Consider the following 16,437-nt stretch of genomic DNA (forward strand, 5'->3'; position numbering starts at 1 on the left):
TCTGGAGGACGTTCTGCGCGGCGTGGGTTGGCGCCGGTCTCATGGCTTGCGGTGCGGTGCAGCCAGAAGGAGAAGCACCCAACGGGGAGGCCAAGGACGCGGATGTCCAGGCCGCGTTGGCGCGACTGCCTGGAGCAGAGGTGGTCGGACAGCAGGAAGGTGTTCCGTTCCTCATCCGCGGTGAGCTGGGTCGGCTGACCGGGGCTGGCGGAGTGTCCGCGCAGCGCGCTCGCTCCGACTCCGGCGAGGAGGCGCGCGAGGCCCTGGCGGAGATCGCCTCCGCCTTCCGCCTGCGCAACGACGACCTGGTGTTCCGCCGCGCCACGGTGGACGCGCAGGGCCGCAAGCACCTGCGCTTCCGGCAGCTCGAGCAGGGCCTGCCCGTGGTGGGCAGCGAGCTGGTCCTCCACGCGGACCCGGAGGGCCTCATCTACGCGGCCAACGGCTCGGCGCGTGGTGGCTCGGCGCCTTCCGCTCGGGCGACAGTGGCCTCGGAGGCCGCTCGCACGTCCGCGCTCGCCGGAACGTCCGTCGACGGCGCGAAGGCCGAGGGCGCTCCGACGCTGGTGTACCTGCGTCCCGAGGGCACCGAGGAGCTCCGGCTGGCGTGGCAGGTGCGCCTGGTAGGCACCCGCGACGGCTTCAAGGCCGATGACCTGGTCTATGTCGACGCGCAGCGCGGCGGCGTTGTGGCCACGCATCCGCAGATCCACGAGGCGCTCAACCGCCGGGTGCACAGCGCCAACAATGGCAGCACCACGCCGGGCACCCTCCGCCGCAGCGAGGGACAGGCGGCCACGGGCGATGCCCACGTGGACATGAACTACGACCAGCTCGGCGTCACGTACAACTGCTACCAGACGCTGTTCGGCCGCGACTCGTACGACAACGCGGGCGCCGCGCTCATCAGCACCGTCCACTACGGCAGCAACTACGTGAACGCGTACTGGGACGGCACCCAGATGGTGTACGGCGACGGCGACGGCGTGAACTCCATCGAGCTGGGCAAGGACCTGGACGTCACCGTCCACGAGCTGACCCACGCGGTGACGGACACCGAGTCGGACCTCATCTACTCGGGTGAGTCCGGCGGCCTCAACGAGTCCATGTCCGACATCTTCTCCGGCGTGTGCGAGAGCTGGACGCGCAGCTGGGCCACGGACGCGGACGTGTTCATGGTGGGCGAGGACATCTGGACCCCGGGCACCGCCAACGACGCCCTGCGCTACATGGACGACCCGGCCAAGGATGGCGACTCGCTGGACTTCTACGGCGACTACTCGTCCGGCGTGGACGTGCACTACAGCTCCGGCATCAGCAACCTCGTCTTCGCCCTGCTCTCCAAGGGTGGCACGCACCCGCGTGGCAAGACGACCAACACCGTCGCCGCGATTGGCCCGGAAGCGGCCGGCCGCATCTTCTACAAGGCCAACACGGACCTCTTCACCCCGAGCACCACGTTCGAGCAGGCCAAGGCGTACACCGTCCAGGCCGCGCAGGAGCTGGGCTACAACGCCGCGACGGTGCAGGCCGTGACGGATGCGTGGGTGGCCGTCGGTGTGCCGCCTCCGCCCCCGGTGACGACGCCGCTGAGCAACGGCGTGCCGGTGACGGGCCTGTCCGGCAGCTCCGGCAACAAGAAGTACTACACGCTGGAGGTCCCCGCGGGCCGCGCCTCGCTGGTCGTCACCACCAGCGGTGGCACGGGTGACGCGGACCTGTACGTGCGCTTCGGCGCCGCGCCGAACTCCGGCACCTACGACTGCCGCCCGTACACCAGCGGCAACGCGGAGACGTGCACCATCAACAACCCGCAGGCCGGCACCTGGTACGTCATGGTCAACGCCTTCTCGGCCTACTCCGGGCTGACGCTGACGGGCACGTACTCGGGCGGTGGCGGGCCCGGCACGCCCACCACGGAGACGGAGTCGGGCTCGGTGACGCGCAACACGAACGTGCGCTACGGCCCCTACACCGTGGTGCCGGGCACGACGTTCAGCGTGGTGATGACAGGCACGCGCAACCCCAACCTGTACGTCCGCTTCGGCTCGCAGCCCACCACCAGCGCCTATGACTGCCGCCCCAACCTGTCGGGAGCCGCCGAGACGTGCACGCTCACCGTGCCCGCCGGGCAGACAGCGGCCCACGTCATGGTGCGCGGCGCCAGCAACCAGGCGGCGACGTACAACCTGACCATCAACTACACGACGCCGTAGCACCGGCTTCGCGCGGCACCTCACACGGCGGGCGGCTTCCCTCGGGAGGCCGCCCGTCGTGCGCTTTCCGCCCGCGCGAAGGCAGGCGGGAGAGCGAGCGCGGGGACCGCCGGGCGGTCACTTGTCACCGGGTCGCGCCCGTTCCCATCGTGACCGCATGCTCAAGCTCGACCACTTCGGATTCGTGACCAAGGACCTGGAGAAGTGCGTGCGCTTCTACGAGGCGTGCCTCGCTCCGCTGGGGCTCAAACGCATGGAACGCGGCGACGGCTTCGCGCTGTTCGGCACCGACCCGAAGTCCCCCTTCCTATGGGTGGGCACGCTTCGACCGGAGACCTGGACGGACCAGCACGGCCCGGGGCGCAGTCCCCTCCACATGGCGTTCTCCACCACGGACCGCGCGGAGGTGGACGCGTTCCATCAGCGCGGACTGGCCGCGGGCGGCCGGGACAATGGCGCGCCCGGTCCGCGCGTCGGCGCCTACAAGTACTACGCGGCCTTCCTGCTGGACCCGGACGGCAACAACATCGAGGCGTGCGTCCGGGAGATGTGACGCTCGTGGCTCAGGGCGCCTGTCCGGACAGCACCCGCTCCAGCGCCGCCGCCTGCTCGCGCTCGTCCGCGTTGGAGCTCCGGCCCGCGCGCTGGGCATGAAGCCTTGACCGGTCCGGCTCCGTCTTCGCCAGCGCCAGCGCCAGGTCCAGGTTCGCCCGGGGGTGGTCGGGGTGGGCCTCCAGCACCGGCCCCAGTACCTGCGCCGCGCGCGCGTCCTCCCCCTTCTCCAACAGCGCAATCGCCAGGTCACACGCCGGGCCCGGCTCCGATGGGGCCTTCGCGTGGACCAGCTCCAGCAACTCCACGGCCCTCGCGCGCTCCCCCGCCAGGTCCAGCGCCCGTGACAGCGCGTGCATCACCCCCGCGTCCCCCGGGGCCTCATGCAGCGCGGCCTCCAGCAGCCGCTTCGCCTCCTTCCCATCCCCCGCCTCCAGCCGCGCCAGTCCGTCGCGATACAGGTCCGTGCCCACAAGCTCTCCTTCTCACAATGCGGTGCGTTAATCCCATTCACGCAACTTCCACCCTACAGAGTGCGACAAACCAAGAGAAGCTTTCCCCCGGGTCCTCCATGCTCGTGCGCAATCCCCCCGTCTCCTCCCGCCGTCCGGTCTCCAACAGCGCTGAGTCGCCGACCGCCGAGCGCTCCAACACGGCGGTGCCGGTCCGGCCGAACACCCAGGACACCTTCGCCCGCGGCACGGACGCCACGGAGAAGACGGCCAAGGTGGGCGCGGCGCCCGCCGGGGACCACGGCAAGCTGATGAACGAGTACCTGACGGGTGCCCGCCCGCCCCCGGCCGACTTCGAGAAGGTGATGGGCTACAAGCCCTACGCCATCCAGACGAAGCACGGTCAGCGCATGCAGGACCCGCACGGCTCCGCGTCCGCGCCCGGCAAGATTGGACCGGACAAGGAGTTCGACCCGGCCGCGAAGACGCACGACTACGGCTATGACCTGCTGCGCTACTACGACCGCAAGGGCACGCCCCTGGCCGATGGCGCGCGCAAGGCGGCCGACGCGCTCTTCCGCAAGGACCTGTTCAACTACGCCAATGACCAGAAGGGCTTCGGCGACAAGCTGAAGTACCGGACGTGGGCGCAGATCTACGCCACCGCGGTGGAGGTCAACTCCCGCGTGCAGGGCTACGGCCCTCCGTGAGCGTGGCCCCGGGGGCGCGGCTGCTTCGCGCCCCCTGGCCTCACTGCATTCCGTAGCGCCGCAGCTTGTCGTAGAGCGTGCGCAACCCGATGCCCAGCCGCTGCGCGGCGCGCTTCCGGTTGCCACCCTCGTCCGCGATGGCCTGTTCAATCGCCATCCGCTCCAACTCCTCCAGCGTCGTGTCCGGCAGGCGCACGCCCGCCGCGGGTGTGGCCGTGGGAGCCGGAGCACTGGTGGGGTCCAGCCACAGGTGGCTCGACTCCACCACCGCGCCGTCGGCGAGGATGGCCGCGCGCTCCAGGGCATTGCGCAGCTCGCGCACGTTGCCCGGCCAGGAGAAGGACTCCAGCCGCTCCGACGCCTCCGGGGACAGCTTCAACCCGGGCCGTCCCAGCTCCTCGCCAATGCGGCGCAGCAACAGCTCCGCCAGTGGACGCAGGTCCTCGCGACGCTCGCGCAGCGACGGCATCCGGATGGGGAACACCGCCAGCCGGTGGTAGAGGTCCTCGCGGAACTCGCCGTGGGCCATCATCGTCTTGAGGTCGCGGTTGGTCGCCGCCACCCAGCGCACGTCCGCCTCCAGCGTCCGGGTACCACCCACGCGCTCGAAGCGCCGCTCCTGGAGCACGCGCAACAGCTTGGCCTGCAGCTCCGCCTTCAACTCGCCCACTTCGTCCAGGAAGAACGTCCCGCCCTGGGCCAGTTCGATGCGTCCGCGCCGCTGCGCCACCGCGCCGGTGAAGGCGCCCTTCTCGTGGCCGAACAGCTCGCTCTCCAGCAGCGTCTCCGTGAGGGCCGCGCAGTTGACCGCGACGAAGGGCCCCTCCGAGCGCTCACCCCACTGGTGCAGCGCCCGCGCGGCGACCTCCTTGCCCGTGCCGCTCTCGCCCACGAGCAACACCGTGGCCTGTGTGGGTGACACCTTGCGCAGCGCCTCCACCACGGGCCCCATCGACGGCGCGCCCCAGCTCAGCACCACCTCGCTGGTGGACTGACGCGCCTCCGCCTTGAAGTTCAACAGCGCGCGGCGCTCCAGCGCCCGAGCCACCGTCAGTCGCAGCTCCGCCGGACTTCCCACCGGCTTGAGGAGGTACTCGAACGCGCCGGCCTTCATCGCCGACACGGCGCTCTCCACCGAGCCCACCGCGGTGAGGATGATGACCTCCACGTCCGGCTGCTCCTCGCGCACCTTGCGCAGCAGCGTCAGCCCATCCATCCCCGGCATCCGCAGGTCGGTCACCAGCAAATCCACGCCCTGCTTCGCCAGGAGCCGCGCGGCCTCCTCACCATCCGCCGCCGTCGTCACCACGTGGCCTTCGACCTCGAGCGCCTCCGCGATGAACGAGCGCACGCCCTCCTCGTCATCCGCCACCAGGATGCGCGCCATGGCTCAGGTCCCCCTCGCCGGGACGATGAGCCGGAACTCCGCGCCACCTCCGGAATGGGTCTTCGCGCTCACCGAGCCCCCGTGCAGCTCCACGATGCGGCGGGTGATGGCCAGGCCCAGGCCCACGCCCCGCAGCCGCCCGGTGACGAAGGGCTCGAAGATGCGCTCCTCGTCTCCCTTCGGAATGCCCGGCCCGTAATCCCTCACGATGAACACGAGCGACTTGCCCTCCTGGGCCACGTCCACCTCCACGCGCTGCCCGGCCGGACTCACCTGCACCGCGTTGCGCAGCACGTTCTCCAGCGCCTGCTGGAAGCGCCCAGCGTCCAGCTCCCACTGCTCGCGGCTCGGCAGGTAGTGCGCCTGCACGCTGGACTCACCCGTGGCCTCCACCGCCGCGCGCAACACCTCGTTGGGGTCCGTCCCGGTGCGCCGCAGCTCTCCGCTGCGCACGAAGGACAGCAGGTCATTCATCAGCTGCTCCAACCGCACCGCCTCACCCACGATGCGGTCCGCCTTGGGGCGCAGCACCTCGTCCCGCTCCACGCGCTCCGCGAGCAACTGTGCGTGGCCCTTGAGCGAGGCCAGCGGGTTGCGCAGCTCGTGCGCCAGCACCGCCGACATGGTGCCCAGCGCAGCCAGCCGACGGCCTCGCTCCAGCTCCGCAGCCAGGGCCTCGCGCTGCGCCAGGGAGCGCGAGAAGGCGAAGGCCAGCCCCAGGATTCCCACGCACGACACCGCCGCGATGAACAGCAGACGCTGCGCGCGGTCCGTCAACTCCAGCGCGGTGACAGGCTCGAACTCGTAGCCGATGCGCAGGTTGCGGCGCGGCTCCTGCGGCGCCGGGTCCACCGTGGGCGCACCCCCGCTCGTCGTGACCGGGGCCTCCGGCTTCGGCTTGCGCAGTCGATGGATGAAGCGACCCCGGCCCGCTTCGATGCGCAGCAGGGGGCCGTCCTGAATCTCTCCCAGCGAGCCCTCCCCCGACGACTCCAGCACCCGCCCGTCCTCGATGATGGCCACGTAGCGCAGGCCGCCCTCCTGGTTCGCCGCGAGGAAGGCATCGAGCGACTGCTGGCTCGGAGGACCCGAGCCCTCTCGGAAGGCCTCCAACCCGGAGTGCATCAGGACGTTGGCCATGCCTCGCACCACCAGCGAGGACGACTCCATCGCGGACCTGCGGATGAAGAGCACCGCGGACAGAAGCACGGCGCACATGAGCCCCGCCGCGACCCACGGCATCCACGGACCACGCGGCCTCCAACGGGACGCGCCGCTCATCGACGATGACCCCGCTCGGGGTGAATCCCACTCCATGAGATGCCTCCGCTCGCTGCGAACTCTGCATGCACGGTGCGGAATCCGCACTCCCTTCTCGCACGGCGTGGCGCCACGCGGGCTCCCCATTGCCTGGTTGCTGTCGAGCCCATGCGGTTCTCCCCGAGGGTTGGCGCGGCGCACGGGCCGCTGGAGCGCAGTCCGAGCAGGCGGCGACACGCGTCACGCCCACCCGTCCCGGCCTCCGTGTGCAAGCACGAGGCCCACGTCTCGCCAGGGGCCCACGAAGCCCCGCCCCCACGCGGCCCTCACGCCGCGAGGCATGACCGATAGAGACCCTCGCGGACCGCATGCGGAATCCGCACTCGGGCGGCGCTTCTCGCAGCGCTCGCGCGGGTTTCCCCTGAGGTTTCAATGTGTTGAAAACTGGCAAGGCGCATGCAGTCACCCTGCTTCGGAACCGCCGGACGCGCCAGAAGCGCACCGGCCTTCAACGGGACATGGCTGCGATGACGATGCTCAAGAGAGCGTGGTTCAAGAGACGGCCCCACCGGATGACGGCGCTGACGCTGGGCCTCCTCGGCCTGGTGGCGACGCCAGGATTGGGCGCGGCGCAAACGCCCACCGGGGCTCCCGGCACCGAGCAGAACAGCGCCGCCCAGGCGCAGAAGGCTCCGGCGGACGCGCCCACCCAGGAAACGACGAAGAAGGACGCAGCCGCGCCGGTTCAGGGAACTCCCCAGGCCCCAGACAGCGCGCCGGTCCAGAGCCTCACGGCCCAGGCAGAAGAGCCCCAGGGCGTGACTGTCACGCTCGAGGAGGCCATCGCGCGGGCGCTCAAGGCGAATCCGCAGGTGGTGCAGGCGGAGGGCACCGTCACCAACGCGGCGTCGGCGGAGCTCAGCGCGGTGGGCGCCTACCTCCCTTCCCTCTCGGCGAACGCGACGGGCTCGCTCTCCAGCAGTGATCGCATCGTGCCCGATACAGGCACCGTCGTCTCCGGCTCCAACGACACGTACAGCGCGGGCCTGTCCACGTCGTGGAACGTCTTCACCGGTGGCCAGCGCAGCGCCACGCGCAAGCAGACCCGCGCGCAGTCCGGTGCGGCCGGGGCACAGCTCACCGCGCAGCGCGCCAGCGCGGTGCTCGACGTGGAGCGCGCCTTCTACGAGGTGCTCCGGGCGACGGGCCTGGAAGAAGTGGCGCGCTCGCGCATCGAGCGGGCCAGGCAGAACGAAGACGCGGCGGAGCGGCGACTGGCGGTGGGCTCGGCGACGCGCTCCGACCTGCTGCGGGCGCGGCTGGACCACACCACGGCCCTGGAGGCGCTGCGCACGGCGGAGACCCAGCGCACCTCGGCGGCCCTGTCGCTGGGACGCCTCATCGGCGCGGACGGTCCGGCGCAGGCCCAGGCCGACGGGAACCTGGGCCCCAAGCCGTTCACGCTCACCGAGGCCGCGCTCATCACGGAGCTGGAATCCAACGCCCCCGCGGTGCTCGCCGCGGCCTCCACGCTGCGCGCCTCCGAAGCGGGCGTGAGCGTGGCGAAGGCGACCTACCTGCCGTCCGTTCGCCTGTCCGCCGGCTACGACTGGTTCAACCAGGACGCGAGCTTCAACGGAGGCAAGACGAGCTGGTCGGTGCGCCTGGGCCTCTCCTACCCCATCTTCGACGGCTTCCTGCGCGAGGAGCGGGTGCAGCGGGCCAGGACGCAGGAAGTCGTGTCCCAGGCGCAGCTCGCGGACACACGGCGCGCGGTGAGGTCGGGGGCCAGCCAGGCGTTGGCTCAACTGCGCCTCTCCGCGGACCGCATCACCCTGTCCGAGCAGTCCGTGGAGGTGGCGCGCGAGGACCTCAAGGTGCAGGAAGAGCGCTACCGTCTGGGCGCGACGACCATCCTGGAGCTGCTGACGTCGCAGGAGAACCTGGTCCAGGCGGAGATCAACCTCGTGTCCTCTCGCTTCGACTACCGCATCGCACGCGCCGAACTGGAAGCGCTCGCCGGGAGGCCGCTGTGAGCATCGCCATGGAGAGTTCGACGGCGCGGGACATCGCGGACGTGGTCATCCGCGTGGAGGGCTTGAGCAAGGCCTACACGATGGGCTCGGAGGTGGTGCGCGCGCTGCGCGGCGTGGACCTCACCATCCGCCGCAACGAATACGTGGCCGTCATGGGCCCGTCGGGCTCCGGCAAGTCCACCTTCATGAACCTCATCGGCTGCCTGGATGTGCCGAGCGGCGGGCAGTACTGGCTCAACGGCCAACCCGTGGCGGGGATGACGGAGAACGCGCTCGCGCGCATCCGCAACCGCGAGCTGGGCTTCGTGTTCCAGAGCTTCAACCTGCTGCCCCGCGCCTCCGCGCTGGACAACGTGGCGCTGCCGCTGGTGTACGCGCGCGTGCCCAAGAAGGTCCGCCACGAGCGCGCGGCGGCGATGCTGGAGAAGGTGGGCCTGGGCGCACGCAAGGACCACCGGCCCAACGAACTATCGGGCGGTCAACGTCAACGCGTGGCCATCGCCCGCGCGCTGGTGACGCAGCCCGCGCTGCTGCTGGCGGACGAGCCCACGGGCGCGCTCGACAGCCGGACGGGTGAGGAAATCATGGCCCTCTTCGGGGAGCTGCATGCCCAGGGGCAGACGTTGATGCTCGTCACGCACGAGTCGGACATCGCGGCGTACGCGCGGCGGGTGCTGTTCTTGAAGGACGGCGTCATCGAGCGGGACGAGCTGAAGCGGAATTGAGCGGGACCGCGCGTCGCGCGGCCACGAAGAGACCTGGAGGACGTCGTGAGCAAGGCGAAGAAGATGGTCATCACGGGTGTCGCGGCGGTCCTGATTGGAGCGGGCGTCTACGCCACCCAGCGGAGCACGGAGCCCGCCACACCGGAGCGCTCGGCGGCCGTCGCCGTGGTGGAGCGCCGGGACATGGAGGTCGTCGCGGAGTCCGCCGGCCTGGTGGAGCCGCTGCGCGTGGTGGAGGTGAAGTCCAAGGCGTCCGGCGAAGTGCTCCGCGTGCTGTTCGACACCGGCGACAAGGTGGAGAAGGACGCACTGCTCGCGGAGATCGACCCGCGCGACGTGCAGAACGCGCTGGCCCAGGCGCAGGCGGACCTGGACTCCGCGCGCGTGCGACTGAACACGACGGAGGCTCAGCGCCAGCGCATGGAGTCGCTGCGTCAGTCCGGCTACGTCACCCAGCAGGAATACGAGACGACGGTGGATGCCTACGCCACCGCGCGGGCGGCCAAGGTGCGCGCGGAGACGAACCTCCAGCTCGCCAAGGAGCGCAGCCGCGACGTCACCATCCGCGCCCCCAGCGCCGGGACGCTGCTGGAGCGGACGATTCAGCCCGGGCAGATCATCGCGTCAGCCACGTCCAACGTGTCCGGTGGCAGCACGCTGTTCAAGATGGCGGACCTGTCCGTCATGCAGGTGCGCGCCAAGGTGGACGAGACGGACGTGGGCCAGCTCAAGGCGGGCCTCAAGGCGCGCGTGACGATGGAGGCGTACCCGGGAAAGACGTTCGTCGGTGAGGTCGTGAAGATCGAACCCCAGGCGCTGGTGGAGCAGAACGTCACCCTCTTCCCGGTGCTCGTGCGCCTGGACAATCCGGAAGGGCTGCTGCGCCCGGGGATGAACGCGGAGGTGGCCATTGAAATCTCCCGCCGCCGCGACGCCATCACCGTCCCCAACTCCGCCGTGGTGGGCCTGCGGGATGCCCGCGCGGCGGCGCTGGCGGTGGGACTTACGGAGGACTCGGTGCGCTCGCTGATGCGTCCGCCGGGCTCCACCGGGGCGGGCCGGGGCCGGGGTGGCTCGGGGGGAAGCGGCGCGGACACCGCTCCACAGGGCCCGGCGTCGACGGGTGGCACCGAGGGCGCGCCCGTGGCGGGCGGCGACAAGGGCACCGTGGGCGCGGGCACGGCCACGCCGGTGAACGTGGCGACTCCCGCGACGGCCGCGGGTCAGGACGGCGCGGGTGAAGGCCGGCGCAACCGGGGCAACCGCGACGGCCAGCAGGCCCAGGGCGACACGCGACCGGGGCTCGTCTTCGTGCAGGGCGCGAAGGGGCCAGAGCCGCGCCGCGTGGTGCTGGGCATGAGTGACTGGGAGAGCTCGGAGGTCATCAGCGGGCTGGAGGCGGGCGAGCAGGTGTTGCTCGTGTCGGTGGCGCAGCTCCAGCAGCAGCAGGCGCAGCGCAACGAGCGGATGCGGCAGGCGGGGGGCGGAATGATGCCCGGCATGGGTGGTGGTGCTGGCGGTGGGCGCGGCGGTCGTTAGTCGGCGGGAGGAGGAGGCAGGTCATGGGTGAAATCATCCTTGTGGCGTTCGACGCGGTCCTCGCCAACAAGCTGCGGTCGCTGTTGACCATGCTCGGCATCGTCATCGGCATCGCGGCGGTCATCACCATGGTGGCGTTGGGCGAAGGAGCCCAGCGCTCGGTGGAGCAGCGGCTGAAGACGCTCGGGACGAATGTCCTGACGGTGCGCCCCGGCCAGTCCTTCTCGGGCGGCCTCGGTCGAGGTCAGGCGTCGATGACCATCGACGACGCGGAGGCGCTGCGCACCAACGCCAAACACATCCAGGCCGTGGCGCCGGAAATCGAGTCGCGCTTCCAGGTGGAGTACGGCGCGGGCAACGCGAACCTGTCGGTGGTGGGCACGTGGCCGGCGTACTTCGGCATCAACGAGTCCCGCGTCGTCGCGGGCCGGATGTTCACCGACGCGGAGGACCGGGGTCGGCGGCGCGTGGTGGTGCTGGGGGCGCTGGCGGGCGGGCAGCTGGGGATTCGCGACGCCTCTTCGCTGGTGGGCGAGACGATTCGCATCCGAGGCATTCCCTTCGAGGTCATTGGAGTGCTGGCGGAGAAGGGCTCCCAGGGCTTCTCCAACCCCGACGAGAGCCTCTACATCCCGCTGTCCACCGCGCAGTTCCGGGTGATGGGCAGTGACCGCATCCGCTCCATCGCCGTGCAGGCCATGAGCGAGAAGACCATGGACGACGCCATGGCGGAGATCGACCTCAAGCTGCGGCGCGAGCACCGCCTGCGTCCCGAGGAGCCGGCCGACTTCAACATCCGAGATCAGGCCTCGCTGCTCGCGACGGTGCAGGAGACGACGCAGACCTTCTCGCTGCTGCTCGCCGGCATCGCCGCCATCTCCCTGCTGGTGGGAGGCATCGGCATCATGAACATCATGCTCGTCTCGGTGACGGAGCGGACGCGAGAGATTGGTCTGCGCAAGGCGCTGGGGGCCACGGGCACGGACATCCTGCTCCAGTTCCTCGTCGAGTCCCTCGTCCTGTGTCTGGCCGGAGGCACGCTCGGACTGGTGCTGGGAGTGGGGGGCGCGGCGGTGCTCCAGAAGCTCATGGGATGGACCATGGTGGTGGCCCCCGAGGCCATCGTGGTGGCCATCGCCTTCTCCGCGTCCGTGGGCGTGTTCTTCGGCATCTGGCCCGCGCGCCGCGCCGCGAGCCTCGCGCCCATCGAATCGCTCCGCTACGAATGACACCTTCTCCCGGGAGCAACCCGACTGCCCCCGGGCGTCACACTCCGCTCAGCGCCCGGGACGCGCGCCCGGGTCCGCCTCGAACGCGGCGACGTCGTGGTAGTAGCGCTCGACCTCGGCCTGCGTGGACGCCTTCGTGAAGACCTCCGGACGCGGGTGGGCGATGGCGTCGAGGATGGCCTCCACGGCCTCCTCGACGGGCTGGGCCCCGGGCAGCGCGCGCGAGTCCGGCCCACCGCCCAGCGCATTCGAGCCGAACTCCGTGGCCACGACCCCGGGCATCACCACCGTGACGGAGATGCCTGGGTGCGTCTGGCGCAGTTCCAGTCGGAGACAGGCGCTCAGCGCATTCAACGCGTGCTTGGCCGCGCTGTACGCCGAGCGGTGGGGCACCACGGGCAGCCGTCCCAGGGTGCTGGAGACGTTGAGAATCTGTCCGGCGTTGCGCGCCTGGAAGTGCGGCAGGACGGCCTGCATCCCGTAAAGCGCGCTGTGCACGTTGTCGCGCCACATCGACTCCAGGTCCGCGTCGGTGAGCTCGGCCACGGAGCGGGTGATGCCGCGTCCCGCGTTGTTCACCCAGACATCGATGCGACCGAAGCGTTCGAGCGCCGCGTCACGAAGTCGTTCCACCTCCGCGCGAGCCGTCACATCGGTGACGACGGCGAGCGAGTCGCGGCCGGAACGGTTGGCGACAGCCTCCAGCTCCGTCCGACGCCGCGCGGCCAGCACCAGCTGCGCTCCACGCGCCCCCGCGACCCGGGCCAGCTCCGCCCCGATTCCCCCACTTGCCCCCGTGATGACGATGACCTTGTCCATGCGTGTCCCCTCGTGACGCTCGCCTGCCCCACGGAATCTACCTGCCCGAAAAGACTCTGGCGGATTCCCGGCGATGAAGCCGAGGACTCTGTTCAATCGCGAGGACCCGGGCGCGGGCCTGTCACCAGGACGGCCATGGCGTGGGCACCGTGTTACCCTTCTCGTCCGCTCTCGCCTCGGGTCGCTCGCACATGCCGTTCAGGATCTTCTCCTTCTCGATGCTCATCGGGCTCGGCGCGGTGCTGGGCCACCTGTACATCTACCGGCGGCTGGTCCGTGAGCTGGTGCGGGGTCGCGCGGCCCGGTTCGTGGCCCTGGTCGTGCTGGGCCTCCTGACGCTGCTCCTGGGGATGCGGCGCACCGTGCTGGATGCCCTCCCCGAGGGATTCGAACGCATCGCGACGGTGACCACGTACACGTGGATGGGCGTGGCGCTCTGTCTGGTGATTGCGCTCGGAGCGACGGACCTCCTCCGCGCCCTCGTCGGCCTGGGACGGCATATTCAACGGCGCTACGCGGCCCCACCACCCACGCCCACGGCCGCCGTGCCGGAGGCTCCGCCAGACGTCGAACTCCGGGTGGACGAGGAGCGGAGGAAGTTCCTGGGGCGCGCGCTGGCGGGAGGCGCCGCGCTCGCGGGCGGAGGGCTGGCGACGTACGGGAACTGGCGCGCCTATGCACCGCCGCTGGTGACGGAGCTCGCCGTCAGGATTCCCAAGCTGCCGCGAGCGCTGGATGGGCTCACCATCGTCCAGCTCACGGACATCCACGTGGGCCCCTTCATCCAGCGCAGGTTCATGGACGAGCTGGTGCGTCAGGCCAACGCCCTCAAGCCGGACCTCTTCGCCATCACCGGCGACCTGGTGGACGGGGACGTGCCCACGCTGGGAGGCGCCGTCGCCGCGCTCGGAGCCCTGCGCTCCCGGTACGGCAGCTACTTCGTCACCGGCAATCACGACTACTACTCCGGTGACGCGGAGTGGACGGCGTTCCTCCAGACGCTCGACATCCAGTCGCTGCGCAACCGCCATGTCCGCATCGGCGATGCGGGGGCTTCGCTGGACCTGGTCGGCGTGGACGACTGGAGCGGCTGGAGACGGCGCAACCAGAAGGGCTACGACCTGGACCTGGCGCTCGCGGGACGGGCGCCGGACCGGGCGGCCGTGCTGCTCGCGCACCAGCCCGCGAACTTCAAGGTGGCCGCGGAGCGAGGGATGGACCTCCAGATTTCAGGCCACACCCACGGCGGGCAGCTCCTCCCGATGACGCTGTTCATCGGCCTCGCATGGGAGCACGCGGCCGGTCTCTACCGGCACCAGGACTCCCACATCTACGTGAGCCGGGGCTGTGGCTTCTGGGGGCCCCCCATGCGCGTCGGCAGTCCCCCGGAGCTGGTCAAGCTCGTGCTCACCACGTAGCGGGCACGTGCGCCCTCACTTCGCCAACGAAGCCCGGGGCGTGTAGCGCCAGAACCGCTGGAGGTGGCCACAGCCCTGACAGGCCAGCTCCACTTGAAGCTCCCCGCCACGGGCGGCCGTGGCGGGGACGACGGTTCGCATGGACTGCTCCGCGCGCCCGCTGCACGCACGGCACACGCCCACCGTCTGGATGAACCGCGAATTGCGCGTCACCACGCCGTCCTCGCAGGAGCCACACCACCAGACGTGATAGTCGACGGCACCGCTCTGCTCCTGCCGGCGTTGCTCATCATTCAGATGGAGGTCATCCATCTCCTCGTCGAGCAGTTCCCGCGCCTGACCACAGTGCTGGCAGACCTCCAGCTCCGAGCGCTTCGACTCCACCTGCCCTGCCGGACGATTCATGGAGAGCACGACGACCACGGCCGACACAAAGCCCACCAGCAGGACGACGAGCATGAGCATCATCGGTTCGGCTCCAGTTCCACGGAGTGCAGCGCCTTGCCCGTCAGGTCATGGATGGCGACGGTCATCACGCCACTGTCGCCCTGGATGCGGACGCTGCCGAAGTACTGCTGTCCTTCCCACGGTGCCGCGTTCATCACCGTCGCCGGCTTGTGCCACTTGACCTCCGGGCCGAAGGTCTCATCGAGCGGGCTGGGGCCGAAAGTGCCCGCGTTGAGCGGACCCGCGACGAACTCCCAGAACGGGTCGAAGTCGCGGAAGCGCGCGCGGTCCGGGTGATAGTGGTGCATCGCCGGGTAGTGTACGTCCGCGGTGACGAACACCACGTTGCGCACCTTCCGCTCCTTCAGGAAGGACAACAACTCCGCCAGCTCCAGCTCGCGTCCCAGCGGGGCACCCGGACCGTTGGCCCACGCCTCCATGAGGTAGGCGCCATCTGGCAGCTTCTCCGCCGGGATGATGAGCCCCAGCGGCATGCTGGTCGCAATCACCTTCCACGTCGCCCGGGAGGCCGCCAGCGACTGCTTGAGTCCGTCGAGCTGCGCGCGTCCGAGGAACGTCGTCTCCGGTCCCTGCTGCTCCTGCCGATTGACGGAGTTCGGCGCCCGGAACGCGCGCACGTCTGGAATGAAGACATCCAGCAAGGGCCCCTGTGAGAGCTGGCGATGGATGCGACCCTCGGCTCGCGCGGCGCCGCCCACGGGCGAATACTCGAAGAACGCCTGACGCGCTCGCGCGCCGAGCACCCGTTCGTCCGAGACCTGCGTGTACCGGGGGTCGTCCGCGAGGCTGCGCCCCGGATACCAGTTGTTGCGCACCTCGTGGTCATCCCACTGGTACGCGATGGGCACGTCGCGAGCGAGGGCTCGCAGCGAGTCGTCCAGGAAGTTGTAGGCGAAGTTCCCGCGCAGCTCCTCCAGCGTCTCGGCGACCTTCGACTTGGCGGGAGTCACCTTGTTGCGCCACACGCGCCCATCCGGGAGGACGACCTCCGGCAGCAGGGGGTTGTCGGCATAGATGGCGTCGCCGACGTGCAGGAAGAAGTCGGGGCGCAGCGCATGGACGGCCGCGTAGCCTCGATAACCGCCCCACTCCGGGTTGATGCCCCAACCCTGGCCACACACGTCCGCGCTCCACGCGAAGCACACGTCCTTGGCCGAGTCCGGTGACGTGAGGAACCGCCCGCGCCACTCCTCGCCGGTGACGCCGCCGTCCTCCGCGAGCACCCGCACGAAGACCTCGCGCCCCGCCGGCAGACCCGTGAGGTCCACCACGCCCGTGAAGTCCGTCGCGGCGGTGAGCGCGGCGCCCTCCACGCGATGCACGCCCTTCACGAGGCGGGAGTCCTCGCTCCACTCCACCACGAGCCGCGAGGCCCGGTCCGCCTTGCCCCAGACGGTGACGGCGCCGGTGCGCAGGTCTCCCATCTGCGCGCCCAGGGGCAGCGCCGGCCCGGGACGTGGCGCGCGCACCGAGCGCGTCGAGGCACAGCCCGCGGCGGTGACGGCGAGCCCCTGGAGCACGGTTCGTCGAGTGAGGACAGTCATGGTGAGCACGCTCCGAGGAAGGAACCGGCCCTCACACTAGGGCCACTTCCGCCAGGCATCCAGCACCACCGCCGCCACCCGA

14 protein-coding genes are annotated in these 16,437 nt (G+C 70.4%); 8 read left to right on the plus strand and 6 right to left on the minus strand.

Going from position 1 to position 16,437, the window contains the following annotated elements; genetic code table 11:
• The first annotated feature begins 41 nt into the window (after nt 1-41).
• Both HUA76_RS26570 and HUA76_RS26575 read left to right on the plus strand, forming a co-directional pair.
• Nucleotides 42-2,216, plus strand: coding sequence for a M4 family metallopeptidase (locus HUA76_RS26570; protein ID WP_174456699.1), 2,175 nt, complete (start codon nt 42-44; stop codon nt 2,214-2,216).
• 157 nt (nt 2,217-2,373) lie between these two features.
• Nucleotides 2,374-2,769 (plus strand): VOC family protein, encoded by a 396-nt coding sequence (locus HUA76_RS26575; RefSeq protein ID WP_174462427.1) that lies wholly within the window; start codon nt 2,374-2,376, stop codon nt 2,767-2,769.
• A 10-nt stretch (nt 2,770-2,779) separates the two neighbouring features.
• Here the strand turns inward: HUA76_RS26575 and HUA76_RS26580 are convergent, their stop codons facing one another.
• Complete coding sequence (locus HUA76_RS26580) at nt 2,780-3,241, minus strand: tetratricopeptide repeat protein (RefSeq protein ID WP_174456701.1); 462 nt, start codon at nt 3,239-3,241, stop codon at nt 2,780-2,782.
• A gap of 98 nt (nt 3,242-3,339) precedes the next feature.
• Between HUA76_RS26580 and HUA76_RS26585 the strand changes: the two genes are divergently transcribed.
• Complete coding sequence (locus HUA76_RS26585) at nt 3,340-3,930, plus strand: hypothetical protein (RefSeq protein ID WP_174456702.1); 591 nt, start codon at nt 3,340-3,342, stop codon at nt 3,928-3,930.
• A 40-nt stretch (nt 3,931-3,970) separates the two neighbouring features.
• On the opposite strand, the gene HUA76_RS26590 is transcribed toward HUA76_RS26585, so the two are convergent.
• Nucleotides 3,971-5,317 (minus strand): sigma-54 dependent transcriptional regulator, encoded by a 1,347-nt coding sequence (locus tag HUA76_RS26590; protein ID WP_174456703.1) that lies wholly within the window; start codon nt 5,315-5,317, stop codon nt 3,971-3,973.
• Nucleotides 5,318-5,320: 3 nt separating this feature from the next.
• Nucleotides 5,321-6,535: a sensor histidine kinase KdpD gene (locus tag HUA76_RS26595; RefSeq protein ID WP_246137460.1), complete on the minus strand. Its 1,215-nt coding sequence runs from the start codon at nt 6,533-6,535 to the stop codon at nt 5,321-5,323.
• Between the two features lie 569 nt (nt 6,536-7,104).
• On the opposite strand from HUA76_RS26595, the gene HUA76_RS26600 reads away from it, so the two are divergent.
• From HUA76_RS26600 to HUA76_RS26615, 4 genes are read left to right on the plus strand one after another with little or no spacing between them, the layout of a single operon-like run.
• On the plus strand, nt 7,105-8,613 hold the full coding sequence (locus tag HUA76_RS26600) for a TolC family protein (RefSeq protein ID WP_254614501.1): 1,509 nt from the start codon (nt 7,105-7,107) through the stop codon (nt 8,611-8,613).
• Between the two features lie 8 nt (nt 8,614-8,621).
• Nucleotides 8,622-9,338, plus strand: a complete 717-nt coding sequence (locus tag HUA76_RS26605) for an ABC transporter ATP-binding protein (protein WP_174462557.1) — start codon at nt 8,622-8,624, stop codon at nt 9,336-9,338.
• A gap of 45 nt (nt 9,339-9,383) precedes the next feature.
• A complete protein-coding gene (locus tag HUA76_RS26610) occupies nt 9,384-10,877 on the plus strand; it encodes an efflux RND transporter periplasmic adaptor subunit (protein WP_174462428.1) in 1,494 nt (497 codons plus the stop codon).
• 23 nt (nt 10,878-10,900) lie between these two features.
• Nucleotides 10,901-12,106 carry an ABC transporter permease gene (locus HUA76_RS26615; RefSeq protein ID WP_174462429.1) on the plus strand — a complete coding sequence of 402 codons (1,206 nt, stop codon included), beginning with the start codon at nt 10,901-10,903 and terminating at the stop codon, nt 12,104-12,106.
• Nucleotides 12,107-12,154: 48 nt separating this feature from the next.
• On the opposite strand, the gene HUA76_RS26620 is transcribed toward HUA76_RS26615, so the two are convergent.
• A complete protein-coding gene (locus HUA76_RS26620; RefSeq protein WP_174462430.1) occupies nt 12,155-12,925 on the minus strand; it encodes an SDR family oxidoreductase in 771 nt (256 codons plus the stop codon).
• Nucleotides 12,926-13,116: 191 nt separating this feature from the next.
• Here HUA76_RS26620 and HUA76_RS26625 point away from each other — a divergent pair, with 191 nt between their 5' ends.
• Complete coding sequence (locus HUA76_RS26625) at nt 13,117-14,343, plus strand: metallophosphoesterase (RefSeq protein ID WP_174462431.1); 1,227 nt, start codon at nt 13,117-13,119, stop codon at nt 14,341-14,343.
• Between the two features lie 15 nt (nt 14,344-14,358).
• On the opposite strand, the gene HUA76_RS26630 is transcribed toward HUA76_RS26625, so the two are convergent.
• On the minus strand, nt 14,359-14,811 hold the full coding sequence (locus tag HUA76_RS26630) for a hypothetical protein (RefSeq protein WP_174456708.1): 453 nt from the start codon (nt 14,809-14,811) through the stop codon (nt 14,359-14,361).
• Nucleotides 14,808-16,355, minus strand: a complete 1,548-nt coding sequence (locus HUA76_RS26635) for an alkaline phosphatase (protein WP_174462432.1) — start codon at nt 16,353-16,355, stop codon at nt 14,808-14,810. The genes HUA76_RS26630 and HUA76_RS26635 overlap by 4 nt, the downstream gene beginning before the upstream one ends.
• Nucleotides 16,356-16,437 lie beyond the last annotated feature (82 nt).

The organism is Myxococcus sp. CA056 (genome assembly GCF_013336715.1).
Lineage (GTDB): Bacteria > Myxococcota > Myxococcia > Myxococcales > Myxococcaceae > Myxococcus > Myxococcus llanfairpwllgwyngyllgogerychwyrndrobwllllantysiliogogogochensis.

Bases quoted from the DNA above. Each gene is read 5' to 3' on its own strand.
- HUA76_RS26570 (WP_174456699.1), top strand. From the start codon at position 42: ATGGCTTGCGGTGCGGTGCAGCCAGAAGGAGAAGCACCCAACGGGGAG.
- HUA76_RS26575 (WP_174462427.1), top strand. From the start codon at position 2,374: ATGCTCAAGCTCGACCACTTCGGATTCGTGACCAAGGACCTGGAGAAG.
- HUA76_RS26585 (WP_174456702.1), top strand. From the start codon at position 3,340: ATGCTCGTGCGCAATCCCCCCGTCTCCTCCCGCCGTCCGGTCTCCAAC.
- HUA76_RS26590 (WP_174456703.1), bottom strand. From the start codon at position 5,317: ATGGCGCGCATCCTGGTGGCGGATGACGAGGAGGGCGTGCGCTCGTTC.
- HUA76_RS26595 (WP_246137460.1), bottom strand. From the start codon at position 6,535: ATGTGCGCCGTGCTTCTGTCCGCGGTGCTCTTCATCCGCAGGTCCGCG.
- HUA76_RS26600 (WP_254614501.1), top strand. From the start codon at position 7,105: ATGACGATGCTCAAGAGAGCGTGGTTCAAGAGACGGCCCCACCGGATG.
- HUA76_RS26605 (WP_174462557.1), top strand. From the start codon at position 8,622: ATGGAGAGTTCGACGGCGCGGGACATCGCGGACGTGGTCATCCGCGTG.
- HUA76_RS26615 (WP_174462429.1), top strand. From the start codon at position 10,901: ATGGGTGAAATCATCCTTGTGGCGTTCGACGCGGTCCTCGCCAACAAG.
- HUA76_RS26620 (WP_174462430.1), bottom strand. From the start codon at position 12,925: ATGGACAAGGTCATCGTCATCACGGGGGCAAGTGGGGGAATCGGGGCG.
- HUA76_RS26625 (WP_174462431.1), top strand. From the start codon at position 13,117: ATGCCGTTCAGGATCTTCTCCTTCTCGATGCTCATCGGGCTCGGCGCG.
- HUA76_RS26630 (WP_174456708.1), bottom strand. From the start codon at position 14,811: ATGATGCTCATGCTCGTCGTCCTGCTGGTGGGCTTTGTGTCGGCCGTG.
- HUA76_RS26635 (WP_174462432.1), bottom strand. From the start codon at position 16,355: ATGACTGTCCTCACTCGACGAACCGTGCTCCAGGGGCTCGCCGTCACC.